This window comes from Acinetobacter sp. R933-2 (assembly GCF_030325485.1).
In the GTDB taxonomy this organism is placed as follows: Bacteria; Pseudomonadota; Gammaproteobacteria; order Pseudomonadales; family Moraxellaceae; genus Acinetobacter; species Acinetobacter sichuanensis.
This window is the reverse complement of the sequence record NZ_JACAIJ010000003.1, coordinates 233,933-248,834: the sequence shown is the minus strand read 5'-3', so window position 1 is coordinate 248,834 and position 14,902 is coordinate 233,933. Positions and strand designations below refer to the sequence as shown.

Below are 14,902 nucleotides of genomic sequence, written 5' to 3'. Positions count from 1 at the left end.
TTTAATTAAAGTGCGGTACGAATATGTTCACAAGCGGCAAGATCTGCATATAAAGCATGCACTTGCTCAAGCTCATTAAAACGTAACTGCGCAGTAATAGAGTGGTATTTGCCAGTACGAGAAGGTTGAACTTTTAGTGTTGCTTCATCAAACTCTGGAAAATGTTTTACCAAAATTTCGACTACAGCACCACGTAATTCTTCTCCAGCATTACCAATCAGTTTAATTGGATAATCCATCGGAAATACCCAAAGATCTTCGCGTAATTCACGAGATGGTGTGCGGTCTAACATGTTTCACCTCTAATTTATCAACAACGCCTGCAAAAGTGCAGGCGTTGTGTTGCTCTTAGTTACTTAATGGAGATGAACGATAAATTTTCAAGTCTCCATCGAAGCAACAAAAAACTTAGTCATTTTCTAAGAATGAACGCAAGTGTTCTGAACGAGAAGGATGACGTAATTTACGTAATGCTTTTGCTTCAATCTGACGAATACGTTCACGTGTTACATCAAATTGTTTACCAACTTCTTCTAAAGTATGGTCGGTTGGCATATCAATACCAAAGCGCATTTTCAATACTTTAGCTTCACGTTCAGTCAAGTTTTCAAGTACTTCACGCGTTGCTTCTTTTAAGCCTTCTGAAGTTGCAGCATCAACAGGAGAGGTGATATTGCCATCTTCAATGAAGTCACCTAAATGCGAATCTTCATCATCACCAATCGGTGTTTCCATTGAAATCGGTTCTTTAGCAATTTTGAGCACTTTACGAACTTTAACTTCGTCCATTTCTAGACGCTCACCTAATTCCTCAGGTGTTGGTTCACGTCCCATTTCTTGTAACAATTGACGAGATACACGATTGATCTTGTTAATCGTTTCAATCATATGAACAGGAATACGAATAGTACGTGCTTGGTCAGCAATCGAACGTGTAATCGCCTGACGAATCCACCAAGTTGCATAAGTTGAGAACTTATAACCACGACGATATTCAAATTTATCTACAGCTTTCATCAAGCCGATGTTACCTTCCTGAATTAAATCAAGGAACTGTAAGCCACGGTTGGTGTATTTTTTCGCAATTGAAATTACAAGACGTAAGTTTGCTTCAACCATTTCTTTTTTAGCACGGCGTGCTTTGGCTTCGCCAATTGCCATACGTTTAGAAATATCTTTGATGCCTTTTACATCTAAATCTAATTCTTTTTCAATATCAGCAATCTTTTGTTGGAATGCCAATACATCTGGGCGAACTTTTTCAAGATAAACTTTTTGGTCTGGAGATGCTTTTGCAATTTGTTCATCTAACCAAGCAGGGTTTGATTCTTGTCCTGGGAAAGAAGTACGGAATTGTGTGCGATCCATACGACCACGGCGTACAGCATAACGCATGACTTCACGTTCAGAGGTACGGATTTGTTCATGTGTGCCACGAATCATTTCTGAAATAATGTCAAATAAACGTGGTGTAAATTTAAACATCATGAATACAGTAGCAAGCGCTTCCATCGCAGCTTTACTGTCAGCACTGTTACGACCTGATTTTGCTAGTGTTGCTTTTGCTTCATTCCACGCATTTTCAAGCTCTGTAAAACGAATTTTAGCAATTTCAGGGTCAGGACCAGATTCGCCTTCAGAGTCATCTTCGCCTTCAGCTTCTTCCTCTTCATCATCATCATCCAACTTTACATCTTTTGTTGGTTTACTTGATGACTCTTCTTCTTCTTCATCTAAATCGGCTTCATCTTCTAAAACTTCAGGAATTTCTTCATCAGTTTCAGGGTCAAGATAGCCTGATAAGATGTCAGCAAGACGGCGTTCGCCATTTTCATAATCTTTATATTCTTGTAAAACAACTTCTACCGCATTTGGCCAGTAAGCAATTGAATGTAAAACGTCACGAATCCCTTCTTCGATACGTTTAGCAATACTAATTTCGCCTTCACGTGTCAAAAGTTCAACAGTTCCCATTTCACGCATATACATACGGACAGGGTCTGTGGTACGACCAGGTTCATTTTCTACAGAGGCAAGTACCGCAGCAGCTTCTTCTTCTGCAACTTCATCAGCAGCTTCACTATTCCCCTCAAACATGGTGTCATCAGTTTCTGGTGCACGCTCATGTACAGGAATACCCACGTCTTGAAGCATTTGAATAATGTCTTCAATCTGTTCGCTTTCGGTGATTGATTCTGGGAGATGATCGTTAACCTCAGCATAGGTTAAGTAACCTTGTTCTTTGCCTCGGCTAATCAGAGCCGCTACTTGCGAAGTAGGGGAATGCATATCGCTCATCTTTACTCTCTTCTCGTTGAATCTGTGGCAGTCAAAAACCGTGCATCATCACATCACTATGCGCTTTATCTGTGCATAGCGTGTGTATTTCATCAGAAAAAATTGCGCTGATAAAATCTTAAAAATCGGATTTTGGTGAAATAATTAAATGGGGATGAATTTGTTGTTTTCAAGCTCAACCCTTCGTACATTTCTATTTAAATTTGAATGTTAAATAGAAGGACGTAGGGTGGATTATACCATGCCACAAAATTTGGTACAAAAAAAGCCCCCAAATTCAAATTAAAATTAAAAATAAACAAATAAAACTTGACAAGGTTAAAGAAGAGCGATAAATAGCGGCTAGACCCATTCACATTTTTTCATTATGAGGTAGTTTTAGTGTCTTCGACAGATTTTGAACTAGATGATAACTACGGTGATGATGATGTTAGTTTTGATGAGTCATCAAACAAAATTAGCGCCAAAGAATCATTAGAAAAACGTCGTTTAATCGATGACTTACTTGCTCAACGTCGTTTAGATCGCGAATTAAAAGATTTTGATTATGATTTCGATGATGATGACGATTTTGAAGATGATGAAGCATAAAAACAGCTTGGGCATAGTCATCTAAAATGCTATGCTTTTACCGTAATTAAAATTAATTGGAAACAAGATGAGTGCTTTAGATTTAGACCTGTTAAGTGACTATCTAGATGGCGACCAAAACGAGTATGGTCTAGATTTCGCAGCGACTCATGGTTTTTTATGTGCCATTGCTGTTGGTCCTCAATTTGATCGTTGGTTAGACGAGCTTTTTGAAGGAAATCAAGCTAAAGCACCGAAAGAAATCATTGCGCAAATTAAATTATGGTTAGGTGATATTCGTCAAAAGTTAGCCAATGAAGAAGGTGTGGAATTTCCTTTTGAAATTGAAGAGGCGGATGTTGAGTCTAGTCTAGGCGATTGGTCTGTGGGCTTTGTTGATGCAATGTTCCTGAATGAGGAAGCTTGGTTTAGCCCAGAGTATGAAGAGCAAGTCGTTGACTTAACTTTACCAATGATGGTCTTTAGCGGTGTCGATGATGAAGATCCGCAAATGGAATCTTTCCGCCGTAATGGTCAGTTGATGGATGAAATTGCAGAAGAAATTCCTGATAATTTAAATGAAATTTATTTGATGTTCCATTCAGATCAATAAGTTTAAACTTCGGAAGAAAGCACCTTTTTAGGTGCTTTTTTTAATAAAATAATTTTATTATTGATGATTTTTTTTGTTTTTTCTTCGATATAAAAAATAAATCAGCAGAATAATAACAATCGCGATAATAATATAACTTACACGACTAAAAATTTGCTGCATTAAAGCCTGATTTTCACCAAAATAAAAACCAATACACGCTAAAAAAGTCGTCCAAATCATTGTACCTAAGCTGCTATATAGGATAAATTTCCAAAAAGGCATGCCACTCATACCCGCAGGAATACTAATTAAAGAACGTACAGCAGGAATCATACGACCGAAAAATACAATCCGATGCCCATATTTTTCAAACCAGTTTAATGATTTTTTGACATCTTTTACTTGAATAAAAAGATATTTTCCATATTGTTCAACCCAGTGAAGTAAAGTCTGTTGTGGTATTTTTCGACCGATCCAATAGAGTAATGCCGCTGCTAAAATTGAGCCTGTACTTCCTGCAATAATCACACCTGTTAAAATAAGCTGCCCTTGAGATGCAGCCAATCCTGCAGAAGGCATAATGACTTCTGAAGGAATAGGCGGAAATACATTATCTAGAAACATTAATAGAGCAATGCCAAAGTAGCCCAATTGTTCCAATATGGAAATGATCCATTCTGTCATTGTTTATCTATCAATTAGCGAATAAAGATTTATATTATAAATTGCTGAAGTTAAGGTAAAGTGATACTACGTAACGTCAGTCTTCGTTTCATTTGAAAAATTATTCTTGATAATGAATCAGTGTATGGATATACACTTTTCGCAACCAGTATGTCAGGGCGATAGGTAAAGCCATCAGCAAAAATATATTGATAAAGGTTGTATTGAGATGATAGCCAATAAACAGTGAGAATATTGTACCAATTAACATACCAAAACAGACAATAAATAAATGTGATTCTTGGTTGAGTTTTGCCTTAACACGCTCAATTTCAGTCAGTGTGTTGGTGTTGGTATATTTGTAATTTACTGTGTTGGGTTTTAAATAAGCAGTCCTTTCCATTTGATTGATCTCCTTAATAAATAATGATTATTCCTTAAAGTGAAGGTGTTAAAAAACACTCTATTTCTTATTTTGGAGATTAGCAAGAGAAACTGTAAACTGTTACGTATAAATTTTTAAAACCTGTATGAAAAGGTGACAGATTTCATAACTAGTGTCATTTTTGTGTAAAAAAACCGCATAAAATATGCGGTTATTTACAATTTAAAAATGATTAAAGACGTTTACGTTTTGCGGCAACAATTTGTGATTGGCGCATGCGGAAACCTTCTTTTTGCTTTTCAGAAGTTTTGTCTATGCAATATACACAAGATACGCCATGTTCGTAGCTTGGTAGTGCAACTTCTTCAGGGCTTAAAGGCCAGCCGCAAGCATGACACTTAATGTTAACACCTTCTTCAACGCCATGAGTGACCGCAGTACGTCCATCAAAAACGAAGCATTCACCTTCCCACATGCTTTCTTCAGCAGGTGTTTCTTCAAGATATTTTAAAATACCGCCTTTAAGGTGATAAACCTCGTTGAAACCTTCCTGTAAAAGTAATGATGTTGATTTTTCACAACGAATACCACCTGTACAGAACATGGCAATTTTTTTATCTTTGTGTTGTTCTAACTCTTTTTTAACATAGTCAGGAAATTCACGGAAAGTTTCAGTTTTTGGATCAATTGCGCCTTTGAATGTACCTGCTTTATATTCATAGTCATTGCGAGTATCAATTAAGATCACATCATCACGTGCAATGAGTTCATTCCATTCTTTAGGATCAAGATAGTGACCCACCAAATCACGTGGTTTAACTTCAACGCCTAAAGTGACAATTTCTTTTTTTAGCTTGATTTTCATTTTACGGAATGGTTTATCATCACTTTGTGATTCTTTATATTCCATCGTGTTGAAACCTTCATCTAAAAGAAATTGATGAATGGCATCAATTGCTTGACGGTCACCTGCAACAGTGCCGTTGATTCCTTCATCTGCAACAATTAGAGTACCGCATAAGTTGATGGTTTTTACCAAATCTAAAAGACGTTGCTGAAGATCAGCAGGATCTTGAACTTCTTTGAATTGATAAAGTGCTGCAACAACCCAACCAGTGGTCGCTTGCTGTTCTACAGGTGCAAGCTGTTCTACAGTAGCGTTCATGGAATACTCCAAATGTATTAAGATATGAAAAAATTTAGGTGCGTATTCTAGCCTGAATTTTAAAAATTTGCGAGAAAGCCATAGCAAAAATATGGTTTTAAATAAGGAGAATGTTTTGAGTAATAAAGGTCGAATTCCATCATTAACTCCATGTGTTGGGCGTTGTTCAACGGTTTTTGGTGATTCGGTTTGTCGTGGCTGCCGTCGTTTTAATCATGAAGTGATCCAATGGAATACTTATACCGCAGAACAGCATTTGGCAGTATGGAAGCGTTTAGATGCACAATTAGATCAAATTTTAGTGCCTATGTTGCCATTTGCTCAACTTAAACATGTTGAAGGTTTCATTTTAGGCAAACGAGTACGTCTCTTAGAAAATGCGTCTAAAGGGCGTAAATTATATTATGCGTTAAAAATTTGTGAGAAAAATCGTGCGTTGGCAGGTGAGAGTGGCTTAGGAATACATGCAAAGCAAGTTAAACCTTTGTGGGATGAGTTTGAACGCCGCGTTTTAGCATTAGCAACAGCAAGTTATGATTTGGCTTGGCTACGTGCCGATGGAATTCATCATAATTTACTTAAAATTGTGGAAGAAAAAGAAAATCTTCATATCCCAATTTCATTGTAAAATACTGCCTGATTAAGTATCGACTGGGTTTGTTTTGGATTTTTCAGCCTATTTTTTATATTGTGTTGCGGTGATTGTCATGATTGCAACACCCGGACCTGTGATGTTATTGGTGGCAAGTGCAGGTTTGCAAGGGGGCTATAAAAAGGCATTACAAACTATTTTCGGTACAAATTTAGCTTCCTTGGTTTTAATTGCTATTTCAGTCCTGATTTTAAAAGGTTTTGTTAATATCGCAAATCATTGGTTTGATATTATTAAAATTTTAGGATGTCTTTATATTGCGTATTTAGGGATTCAAATTATTAGAGAGGCGGTTTTAAAACCAAGCACAAATGATGAAGTTTCATCTTCTATACAAGGTGGTTTTAAACAAGGTTTTTTAGTGGGAATTTCAAATCCTAAAGATATTATTTTCTTTGCATCTTTTTTCCCACAATTTACGCATGTTCGTGATGATTTAGATCACAGTTTGATTTTACTCACACTCACTTGGATTGTGCTAGATTTTGTAACATTGTCAGTTGTTTATCTTGGTTTTAATGTTTTAGCAAAGTCGAAAATATATACAAAAATTTTAGCATTGTGTGGTGCAATTTTAGTTTTAGTGGCAATTTATGGCATTTACTCTGTTGTAAGCTGAAGTGTTTTAACCCAAAAATATAAAGAGCTTTGGGTGTCTAAAAAAACTTTTTCATCATACATTTCCACTAAAAAACGACTGATTAAGCCTTCAAGTAAGTTAAAACTCATTTCTGTGATTTGATGTGAAAATTTTAAATCTTGAATATTTTCAAAAATAAAATGTCTTAACCAAAGTTTATGTTGTTTAGCTATTTCAATAAGTTCCAAATCTTGCTGAGAAGATTCGCCAACAGCACGTACAAATAAACAACCTTTAAAATGGTCTGTTTGAAACCAGTTTTGATGCCAAACAAAAATTTTTTCTAGTGCTTCTAAACCACGATGTTCAGCGACAAAAGTCGTTAAGCTCTCTCGAAAACGTAAATCACGCTGTTGTAGAACAGAACACACCAATTGTTGCTTATTTTTAAAATACGTGTAGAGCGTGGTTTTTGAGCAACCTGATTCATCTCGAATGAGATCCACACCCACGGCAACAAAACTATGCTCATTAAAAAGTTGTTCTGCGACATTTAAAATTTTTTGTGCTGATTTGGACATTGTTCATTCTCATCAATAACACTTGATATAAGTACAGATCTGTACTATTTTTTTATTTTAGTATGATTGATGCTAAAAAACAAGGCAGGGTGAGCACAATGAACTTATTCGGTGGCAAAGAATTATTGGCAGCTATACCAAATGGTTTGGAACTATTTAGAGGATTTATTGGTGGGGCTTTGAGTATTCTAATTTTATTATTGCTTGGGCAGTGGTCACATCATATGTGGATTATGGCACCTTTTGGAGCGAGCTGTGTTTTATTGTATACCGTTGCCCAATCGCCATTAGCGCAACCAAGAAATATTATTTTTGGGCATTTTATTTCTGCTTTGGTTGGGTTAGTTTGCTTAAAATTTTTTCCAATCAATATTTGGACTATTGCTTGTAGTGTAGGTGTTGCAATCGCTTTAATGCAATATTGTCGCTGTGTCCATCCTCCAGCAGGGGCAAATCCATTGGTGATTTTATTGACTGCGCATACTGTATATTATGATTGGGATTTTCTGATTTTCCCTGTCTTGTGTGGAGCGGTTGCCTTGGTACTTGTTGCGTTGTTGGTGAATAATATCAAGGTCACAAAAAAATGGCCGATTTATGGCTTGGCATTGTGGGAAACAAAAAAGTAATCAAAAAAAATGCCTAATTTAAGTAAATATTAGGCATTTTTTAGCAATGAAAATATCAGAGATAAGTCATCAAAAATGAAGTTCCATTAGACACCATGTGCTAAACGATATTGCACAATTTCTTCAATGGTGATTAAAGTTAAATGGTGGGTTTGCGCATATGCTAAAACTTGAATACCTGAAGCCATCGTACCATCAGGGTTGGTCACTTCACATAAGACACCCGCAGGTTTTAGTCCTGCCATACGTGCTAAATCAATAGAACCTTCGGTATGACCACGGCGTGTGAGTACGCCACCATCACGACCACGTAAAGGAAATACATGCCCTGGACGATTTAAGTCACTTGCTACAGCACCATCTTTGATTGCTGCATGAATGGTGGTTACACGGTCTTTCGCTGAAACACCTGTTGTGACACCTTCGGCAGCTTCAATGGTAATCGTAAATGCTGTTTTAAATTGACTTGAATTATCTTGAACCATGGGTGGTAATGCTAAATGGTCAGCAAGTTCTGAGGTTAAGGTTAAGCAAACAATGCCTGAACCATCACGAATCATACGTGCCATAGTTTCAATATTTAATGTTTCTGCAGCAACAATTAAATCAGCTTCATTTTCACGATCAAAATCGTCCATGACCAAGACAGGTTTGCCTTGACGCATATCTTCTAAAGCTTGTTGGATGCGTTGTTCAGCAGGAGGAAGGGCTGAAAAGAAAATTTCGGGTTGTATTAAGCTAGACATTGAAACGCTCTCGTAAGTAGAAATACGGTTGAACATTTCAGGACATGTGAAATAGTGGCGTTACAAAGCAATTTCCAATGTATAGATTGAAAATTATTGAGCTGTGACGTCGTCTTCTTTCATCCGGACTATACCGTCGGCTTTGGCTTTTACCAAATCTGCTTATAAAATCAAAGAAATTATAGGCTCGTGGGCTGAATAAATCACAAAGAAATGTGTATTTAATTACCACCGGTGGGGAATTACACCCCGCCCTGAAGCGATGTTTTTTGATTATAAGCTATTTTTCGTCAAAGTTCAGAGTTTTTCTATAGAACGCTGCGTTTGTCTTATGTGTAAGCACCAGAGAAAATTATTTTGATTTTATTTATAAACTCAGCATGCTATGAATAGAGCATTGAAATAAAAATCTTGAATGTATTTTGAGTCATAAGATTTTACTAGCAGCAAAGGTAATGATGAACATGCAAAATAAAAAGCCATCATGTGTTGTGATTACAGGAGGCTCGCGTGGGATTGGTTTGGGATTAAGTCAAGCATTTTTGACATTGGGCTGGTCGGTCGTGATTTCTGCACGTGATCTACAAAATTTACAGCAAGTTCAAAAGCAGCTACAACAGCAATTTGGTGAAGCTAAAGTTCATATTGTATGTTGTGAAGTGACGAAAATTGAAGATTTAGAAAAGCTTTGGCAAGAAGCACTTTCTCACTTTGGTCGTGTTGATGTTTGGATTAATAATGCGGGTACCAGTAATAGCGCAAAATCTTTTGCCGCATTAAACCCTCAAGAGATCACAAATGTGATTGAAACGAATGTATTGGGATGTATGTTAGGCGCACAAGTGGCACTAAAAGGAATGTTAGTGCAAGGGTTTGGGCAAATTTTTAATATGGAAGGTTGGGGAAGTCGAGGTGAGTGGAGTGCAGGTATGACACCCTATGCCACCAGTAAACGTGCAGTCGCTTATTTTAGTCAAGCATTATATAAAGAAACCAAAAAGACCACGATTCGAGTAGGTACTTTAAGCCCCGGAATGGTCGCTACAGATTTATTAGTTTCATCTTGGCAGGATGGTGATGTGGAAAACTGGCGTAAAATGAAATGGTTATTTATGTTTATCATTGATCCACCACATCAAGTATGTGGTTATTTAGCAGAGAAAATAATTCAAAATAAAAGAACCAATGTACGTATTGTTTGGATGACACCGTGGCGTTTATTACTCAGATTTTTTCAGCCTTATTATTGGAAGCGTAACCCGATTCAAGGTACAGCATTGAATGATTTAAAATAAGTTCAATTTTTTTTGTATGGATGAATCACTAAACATCTGAGCTTCAAATGTTTAGTGAAAGTTTTTATCAACTATACGTCATCTTGTTTCACGATTAAAACAGGTGCTTTGAGCGTTGTAATTAAGCTTTGTGCCACACTACCAATTAAAAGTTTTTTAAAGCCACTACGACCGTGTGAGCATAAAATAACCAGATCGGTATTGAGTTCATCGCTAGCTTTAGCAATGGCTTTGGCAATATTTTCACCTTCTAAAAGCTTGACTTGAACGTCTAAATCTTGCGCTTTAAATTTAGCTTTAGCTGTTTCTAAATTATCTAAAATATAATTTTTTGCCCGTTCAATAAGTTGATTGCTTTGACCATGAGCAATGTATTCAGAGGCAATATAAGGATCTATAGTCATGACTTGAACTACGGTTACATTGGCATCAAATTTTTTTGCCATTTCAACCACAGTAGGAATGACAGCCAAAGACGTATCTGAACCGTCAACAGGAACTAAAATATTTTTAAAAGACATAAAATTCTCCTTATAGTTATTGCAAAAATATATACATTATTACTGTCTATAATTTCATCATAGCGCAAAATATTTACTTTGAAAATGTCGACTTTAGCATGAGATCAAAATATTAATTTTGGTGTTTTTTATTGGTATTAAGCTTATGTATTTAAATATAATTTATACTATTTTACTCGGAATTAAAATTGTAATATTGAAGCTGTGATTGTGATATCAAATTTGCTGCAATACTACAATTTAGTCTCACTTATTCTTTATTAAATCATGTGAAATAGGTCTTAAATCTGGCTTAAAATCACTCATCTTTTTGGGTGAGTTCTAAAGCACGTTGATAAGCCACTTTTTTCTTAACACCAGTTAAATCGGCAACCAACTGAGAGGCTGCTTTCACAGATAAGTCTTCAAGCAAACGGATCAATAACTGATCTAATTTCTCTTGCTTAACATCATGTTCTTGTGGCGCTCCACCAATCACTAAAACAATTTCACCTTTTTGTTGATGATGATCACTTTCAATAAAATGCAGTAATTCTGCTAAAGTCATTTTTTTAATTGTTTCAAAAGTTTTAGTAATTTCACGTGCAAAACCAACTGGACGTCCAGCACCAAATACGTCGACCATATCCTTAACACAATCTAAAATTCGATGTGGCGCTTCATAGATAATTAAAGTTTGTGTTTCATGTTTAAGTTTTTCTAACTGTAATAAGCGTTGTGATTGTTTAGATGGTAAAAAGCCTTCAAAACTAAAGCGATCACTGGGTAAGCCAACAGCACTTAAAGCTGCAATCGCTGCACAAGCACCCGGTACAGGAATCACACGAATATTATTTTCTTGAGCTGCACGTACTAATTTAAAACCAGGATCGCTAATCAATGGTGTTCCTGCATCACTCACTAAAGCAATATCTTCTCCATTTTTTAAGCGTTCGATCAGTATATTAATTTTGTTACTTTCATTATGATCATGACATGCAGTCAAAGGAGTTGAGATATTATAATGTTTAAGTAATTGTGCAGATTGTCGTGTATCTTCTGCGGCAACTACAGCAACGGACTTTAAAACTTCAATTGCACGATAGGTCATGTCATCTAAGTGCCCAATTGGAGTGGCTACAACAAATAACTGAGCACTCATAAGGTTCTCCATGATTAAAAATAAAAAATTGAATTATAGACAGACGCTATGTGGTCTTGGGCTTTTGAGCATAATGATCACTGCTCAAGCGGAAGTATTGGTTATTTTACCTGAAACAGGACCTCTGGCGCGAGCAAGTAACAGCATTAAACTTGGAATATCGACTGCATATCAAGCAACGGGGTCGAAAACTGTTCTAAAATTTGTAAATACAGACCAAAAATCAATCAGCGCTGTGCTGAAGCAAAATATCAATAAACAAACCCAAATGATTATCGGACCTTTAGGGCGCACTGATGTTGAAGAGGTTATTAAATTTTCGCCAAAAATACCTGTATTGGCATTAAATGAAGTGACTTTAAAACATCCGAATGTTGTGCAATTTAGTTTATCTAAAAATGATGATGCAGCAGCATTAATTGATACCATAGAAAGTGATGGAGTGAATAAATTATATATTTTACAACAACCTGAAAATATTCAAGACAGTAAAGCATTTTTCAATGCATTGTTTGAACAATTCCAAGGGCAAATCCAAATTGTGAATAGCGTACCCGTAAAGATGGTCAAAAGTGAAGGTTTACTGTTATTAGGGAATTATGCATGGATCAGTCAATTAAAAAAATTACCTGTAAAAAACTTATATATGCAAGCTGTAGCCGTTGAGGACAGTCAGCCTTTGCCTAAAGGAATGAAGTTCTGCGATGTGCCTTCATTGTATATTTCTGAATGGAGTGACGTTTTAAAAGCGTATCAACAAAGTCCAACCACTATGGCATATCAACGTTTATATGCTTTTGGTGGAGATGCATGGCAAATTACTCAGAGTTATATTACACAGCCACAAATGAAAAATTTAGACTTTAAAGGGCGTACAGGTAAAATTCATCTTGAAAATAATCGCATTGATCGCGAGCCAATGTGTTTTGTGAGTACAGGCAAAGGCTTAGCAATCGCCTAACCATCACGTAAACAATTGGAATAGATCGAATGAAAGCGAAGTCTGTGCGGCAACAATTAGGTGAGTGGGCAGAACATACTGCTTTACAGCTTATGCAAGAGCATGCTTATCGTTTGGTGTGCCAAAATTATCATGCAAGTTGTGGTGAAATTGATTTGATTGTGGTCAAGGATAATGAGTTACTTTTTATTGAAGTCAAAGCACGTGCTAAAACTGAGTATGGTCTTGCTGTAGAGGTAATTACCCTCAGTAAGCAACGTAAAATTATTAAGACAGCTTTGAAGTTTTTGCAAGATCATGAACATTTTCAGGACTTTTATTATCGTTTTGATGCAATTTGTTTTGATTTTCATCAAGAAATTGCAAAAAATGTACAGCATGACTTTTCTAAAATCCCGTATGATTTACAGTGGATTGAAAATGCATTTACTTTAGATGCAGACTTGATTAATCTGTGAGTAAAATTTAAGCGTAAACTCGAGTAGTCGTTTAAAATATATAGAAATAATGATTTCAATGAGGAGTCTTGCTGAGTGTTAAACCGTATTGTCATTACAATGTTGTGTGTAGCAAGTTTATCTGGGTGCGCGAGCTTTATTTCTGGTGGCACAGGAAGTACACCTGTTGGAACTGAAAGTGGTGTCAGATCATTAGGGCAAGTATTCATTGATTCTTCAATTGAACGTACTGCAAAAATTAACTTATATAAATTAGATGCCAGATTTAAACAATCTCGTGTCAATATCAATAGTTTTCACAGCAATGTTTTATTGACAGGTCAAGTGCCAGATGTTCATTTAAAACAATTGGCTGAAGATAATGTCCGTGCCATGAGTGATGTCAAGGCTGTACATAATTATATTACAGTGGGTAATCAAATTAGCTACAGCACCATTATGCAAGATGCATCAGTAACAGCAAATACACGTGGCTTAATTATGAAAGCACCTGTTGTTTCAGATAATAAAGTTTTAGTACATACAGAAGATGGTGTGCTTTATGTCATGGGACGTCTGAATAATGCTGAAAGTGATGACTTAAATGATGTTTTGCAAAAAGTAGGTAATGTCACCAAAATTGTGACTTTATTAGATAATGTTGAGCAAGCGAGTCGTCAAGTACAAAGTTCATCCTTTACTGCACCTGTCGTTTCAAATGTTCAACCCGATGTTGTGACTCCTGTGGCAATAGACCCAGATGCAGTAGAGCCAAGTACAGATGTTCAACCGTAATTTTCAAGTTAAACCTAAAGTTGTATTGAAAAAAATCCAATCAATTAAGGCATTTTATACTGATTTTCGTTTATATGATTTAGCCAGTATCACGATTAATAAATTGACTCCTAAAAAGGGTTATCAATTTCATGCCAATATTGCATATGGTTTAAAAGCAAGACAACGTTTAGATTTATATATTTCTAATCGTACACAAGAAAAACCATTAATTGTTTTTGTGCATGGTGGTGCTTGGAGTCATGGCGATAAAAGTGCTTATAAGTTTGTTGGCGAAGCATTTAGTCGTTATGGTTATGATGTTGCGGTATTGAATTATCATTTAGCACCACAGCATAAGTTCCCTATTTATGTAGATGATTTGGCTGTTGCTTTAAACTTTTTAGAGCAACAACAAAACAAGCTTGGTATTTCTACGCATAATATTGCTTTAATGGGGCATTCAGCAGGCGCATTTAATATTACCTCTTTATTGTATAATCCTAAGCGTTTTCAGTCTGAGGTCAAAAAAAATATTAAGGCAATCGTGGGGATTGCTGGACCTTATCACTTTGATTATAAAGGTGATCCTTTAGCAAGTGATGCATTTGATCAAGATATCCCTTATCAGCAAGTGATGCCTTATTACTTTATTGAAAAAAATGAGATTCGCCACTTTTTATTTACTGCGGCTCATGATCAAATTGTTGAGGAAAGCAATAGTCTAGATTTGAAGGCACAACTTGAAGCTTTAGGAAATCATTGTCAAATGACAGTGATTCCAAAAACAGGTCATGTGTCTATTATGGGAAGTGTCTCAAGTTTATTTAGTCGTTTTTATCAAACACGATCAGAAATTGTTAAAGCATTAGATCAAACTTTTAAAAACAACTAAAATTGTCATTTAAA

18 protein-coding genes, 1 pseudogene and 1 riboswitch are annotated in these 14,902 nt (G+C 36.0%); of the genes and pseudogenes, 10 read left to right on the top strand and 9 right to left on the bottom strand.

Going from position 1 to position 14,902, the window contains the following annotated elements; all coding sequences use genetic code 11:
- Window positions 1–5: 5 nt before the first annotated feature.
- Together HX005_RS05305 and rpoD are read right to left on the bottom strand one after the other, a co-directional pair.
- Window positions 6–293, bottom strand: a complete 288-nt coding sequence (locus HX005_RS05305; RefSeq protein ID WP_107006439.1) for a YbeD family protein — start codon at window positions 291–293, stop codon at window positions 6–8.
- Between the two features lie 115 nt (window positions 294–408).
- Window positions 409–2,301: pseudogene (gene rpoD / locus HX005_RS05300) on the bottom strand (RNA polymerase sigma factor RpoD); the annotation flags it as partial.
- A gap of 378 nt (window positions 2,302–2,679) precedes the next feature.
- On the opposite strand from rpoD, the gene HX005_RS05295 reads away from it, so the two are divergent.
- Complete coding sequence (locus HX005_RS05295; RefSeq protein ID WP_065994931.1) at window positions 2,680–2,889, top strand: PA3496 family putative envelope integrity protein; 210 nt, start codon at window positions 2,680–2,682, stop codon at window positions 2,887–2,889.
- 67 nt (window positions 2,890–2,956) lie between these two features.
- A complete protein-coding gene (locus tag HX005_RS05290; protein ID WP_286376549.1) occupies window positions 2,957–3,481 on the top strand; it encodes a YecA/YgfB family protein in 525 nt (174 codons plus the stop codon).
- Between the two features lie 57 nt (window positions 3,482–3,538).
- On the opposite strand, the gene HX005_RS05285 is transcribed toward HX005_RS05290, so the two are convergent.
- The 3 genes from HX005_RS05285 to trhO all read right to left on the bottom strand — a co-directional run bounded on the left by HX005_RS05285 (window position 3,539) and on the right by trhO (window position 5,676).
- Complete coding sequence (locus HX005_RS05285; protein WP_286376548.1) at window positions 3,539–4,147, bottom strand: DedA family protein; 609 nt, start codon at window positions 4,145–4,147, stop codon at window positions 3,539–3,541.
- 100 nt (window positions 4,148–4,247) lie between these two features.
- Complete coding sequence (locus tag HX005_RS05280; RefSeq protein ID WP_286376547.1) at window positions 4,248–4,529, bottom strand: FUSC family protein; 282 nt, start codon at window positions 4,527–4,529, stop codon at window positions 4,248–4,250.
- 214 nt (window positions 4,530–4,743) lie between these two features.
- Window positions 4,744–5,676 (bottom strand): oxygen-dependent tRNA uridine(34) hydroxylase TrhO, encoded by a 933-nt coding sequence (gene trhO, locus HX005_RS05275; RefSeq protein WP_286376546.1) that lies wholly within the window; start codon window positions 5,674–5,676, stop codon window positions 4,744–4,746.
- A gap of 115 nt (window positions 5,677–5,791) precedes the next feature.
- On the opposite strand from trhO, the gene HX005_RS05270 reads away from it, so the two are divergent.
- Together HX005_RS05270 and HX005_RS05265 are read left to right on the top strand one after the other, a co-directional pair.
- Complete coding sequence (locus HX005_RS05270; protein WP_107006649.1) at window positions 5,792–6,304, top strand: DUF1289 domain-containing protein; 513 nt, start codon at window positions 5,792–5,794, stop codon at window positions 6,302–6,304.
- 34 nt (window positions 6,305–6,338) lie between these two features.
- Window positions 6,339–6,947, top strand: coding sequence for a LysE family translocator (locus HX005_RS05265; RefSeq protein WP_286376545.1), 609 nt, complete (start codon window positions 6,339–6,341; stop codon window positions 6,945–6,947).
- Here the strand turns inward: HX005_RS05265 and HX005_RS05260 are convergent.
- Entirely contained in the window at window positions 6,929–7,489 is a 561-nt protein-coding gene (locus tag HX005_RS05260) for a TetR/AcrR family transcriptional regulator (RefSeq protein WP_286376544.1), read from the bottom strand. The two genes, HX005_RS05265 and HX005_RS05260, sit on opposite strands and share 19 nt — an antisense overlap.
- Before the next feature lie 98 nt (window positions 7,490–7,587).
- Between HX005_RS05260 and HX005_RS05255 the strand changes: the two genes are divergently transcribed.
- Window positions 7,588–8,118, top strand: a complete 531-nt coding sequence (locus tag HX005_RS05255; RefSeq protein ID WP_286376543.1) for an HPP family protein — start codon at window positions 7,588–7,590, stop codon at window positions 8,116–8,118.
- An 86-nt stretch (window positions 8,119–8,204) separates the two neighbouring features.
- Here HX005_RS05255 and ribB read toward each other — a convergent pair whose 3' ends face one another.
- Entirely contained in the window at window positions 8,205–8,864 is a 660-nt protein-coding gene (gene ribB, locus HX005_RS05250; protein WP_286376542.1) for a 3,4-dihydroxy-2-butanone-4-phosphate synthase, read from the bottom strand.
- 107 nt (window positions 8,865–8,971) lie between these two features.
- A riboswitch (FMN riboswitch) is annotated at window positions 8,972–9,129 on the bottom strand.
- Window positions 9,130–9,322: 193 nt separating this feature from the next.
- Here ribB and HX005_RS05245 point away from each other — a divergent pair.
- A complete protein-coding gene (locus tag HX005_RS05245) occupies window positions 9,323–10,159 on the top strand; it encodes an SDR family NAD(P)-dependent oxidoreductase (RefSeq protein WP_107006651.1) in 837 nt (278 codons plus the stop codon).
- A 71-nt stretch (window positions 10,160–10,230) separates the two neighbouring features.
- On the opposite strand, the gene HX005_RS05240 is transcribed toward HX005_RS05245, so the two are convergent.
- Window positions 10,231–10,680 carry a universal stress protein gene (locus HX005_RS05240; RefSeq protein ID WP_107006448.1) on the bottom strand — a complete coding sequence of 150 codons (450 nt, stop codon included), beginning with the start codon at window positions 10,678–10,680 and terminating at the stop codon, window positions 10,231–10,233.
- A 298-nt stretch (window positions 10,681–10,978) separates the two neighbouring features.
- Window positions 10,979–11,821: a 16S rRNA (cytidine(1402)-2'-O)-methyltransferase gene (rsmI, locus tag HX005_RS05235; RefSeq protein WP_286376541.1), complete on the bottom strand. Its 843-nt coding sequence runs from the start codon at window positions 11,819–11,821 to the stop codon at window positions 10,979–10,981.
- A gap of 73 nt (window positions 11,822–11,894) precedes the next feature.
- On the opposite strand from rsmI, the gene HX005_RS05230 reads away from it, so the two are divergent.
- The 4 genes from HX005_RS05230 to HX005_RS05215 all read left to right on the top strand — a co-directional run bounded on the left by HX005_RS05230 (window position 11,895) and on the right by HX005_RS05215 (window position 14,888).
- On the top strand, window positions 11,895–12,782 hold the full coding sequence (locus HX005_RS05230; RefSeq protein WP_286376540.1) for a penicillin-binding protein activator: 888 nt from the start codon (window positions 11,895–11,897) through the stop codon (window positions 12,780–12,782).
- 29 nt (window positions 12,783–12,811) lie between these two features.
- Window positions 12,812–13,240 carry a YraN family protein gene (locus HX005_RS05225; RefSeq protein ID WP_107006450.1) on the top strand — a complete coding sequence of 143 codons (429 nt, stop codon included), beginning with the start codon at window positions 12,812–12,814 and terminating at the stop codon, window positions 13,238–13,240.
- Between the two features lie 75 nt (window positions 13,241–13,315).
- On the top strand, window positions 13,316–14,014 hold the full coding sequence (locus tag HX005_RS05220; protein ID WP_107006451.1) for a BON domain-containing protein: 699 nt from the start codon (window positions 13,316–13,318) through the stop codon (window positions 14,012–14,014).
- Entirely contained in the window at window positions 14,001–14,888 is an 888-nt protein-coding gene (locus tag HX005_RS05215; protein ID WP_286376539.1) for an alpha/beta hydrolase, read from the top strand. The genes HX005_RS05220 and HX005_RS05215 overlap by 14 nt, the downstream gene beginning before the upstream one ends.
- Window positions 14,889–14,902 lie beyond the last annotated feature (14 nt).

What these genes read in the sequence shown, in the direction of transcription:
- HX005_RS05285 (WP_286376548.1), bottom strand. Translation starts at nt 4,147, where the DNA reads ATGACAGAATGGATCATTTCCATATTGGAACAATTGGGCTACTTTGGC.
- HX005_RS05255 (WP_286376543.1), top strand. Translation starts at nt 7,588, where the DNA reads ATGAACTTATTCGGTGGCAAAGAATTATTGGCAGCTATACCAAATGGT.
- ribB (WP_286376542.1), bottom strand. Translation starts at nt 8,864, where the DNA reads ATGTCTAGCTTAATACAACCCGAAATTTTCTTTTCAGCCCTTCCTCCT.
- HX005_RS05215 (WP_286376539.1), top strand. Translation starts at nt 14,001, where the DNA reads ATGTTCAACCGTAATTTTCAAGTTAAACCTAAAGTTGTATTGAAAAAA.
- HX005_RS05290 (WP_286376549.1), top strand. Translation starts at nt 2,957, where the DNA reads ATGAGTGCTTTAGATTTAGACCTGTTAAGTGACTATCTAGATGGCGAC.
- HX005_RS05225 (WP_107006450.1), top strand. Translation starts at nt 12,812, where the DNA reads ATGAAAGCGAAGTCTGTGCGGCAACAATTAGGTGAGTGGGCAGAACAT.
- HX005_RS05245 (WP_107006651.1), top strand. Translation starts at nt 9,323, where the DNA reads ATGAACATGCAAAATAAAAAGCCATCATGTGTTGTGATTACAGGAGGC.
- trhO (WP_286376546.1), bottom strand. Translation starts at nt 5,676, where the DNA reads ATGAACGCTACTGTAGAACAGCTTGCACCTGTAGAACAGCAAGCGACC.
- rsmI (WP_286376541.1), bottom strand. Translation starts at nt 11,821, where the DNA reads ATGAGTGCTCAGTTATTTGTTGTAGCCACTCCAATTGGGCACTTAGAT.
- HX005_RS05230 (WP_286376540.1), top strand. Translation starts at nt 11,895, where the DNA reads ATGATCACTGCTCAAGCGGAAGTATTGGTTATTTTACCTGAAACAGGA.
- HX005_RS05260 (WP_286376544.1), bottom strand. Translation starts at nt 7,489, where the DNA reads ATGTCCAAATCAGCACAAAAAATTTTAAATGTCGCAGAACAACTTTTT.
- HX005_RS05280 (WP_286376547.1), bottom strand. Translation starts at nt 4,529, where the DNA reads ATGGAAAGGACTGCTTATTTAAAACCCAACACAGTAAATTACAAATAT.
- HX005_RS05305 (WP_107006439.1), bottom strand. Translation starts at nt 293, where the DNA reads ATGTTAGACCGCACACCATCTCGTGAATTACGCGAAGATCTTTGGGTA.
- HX005_RS05240 (WP_107006448.1), bottom strand. Translation starts at nt 10,680, where the DNA reads ATGTCTTTTAAAAATATTTTAGTTCCTGTTGACGGTTCAGATACGTCT.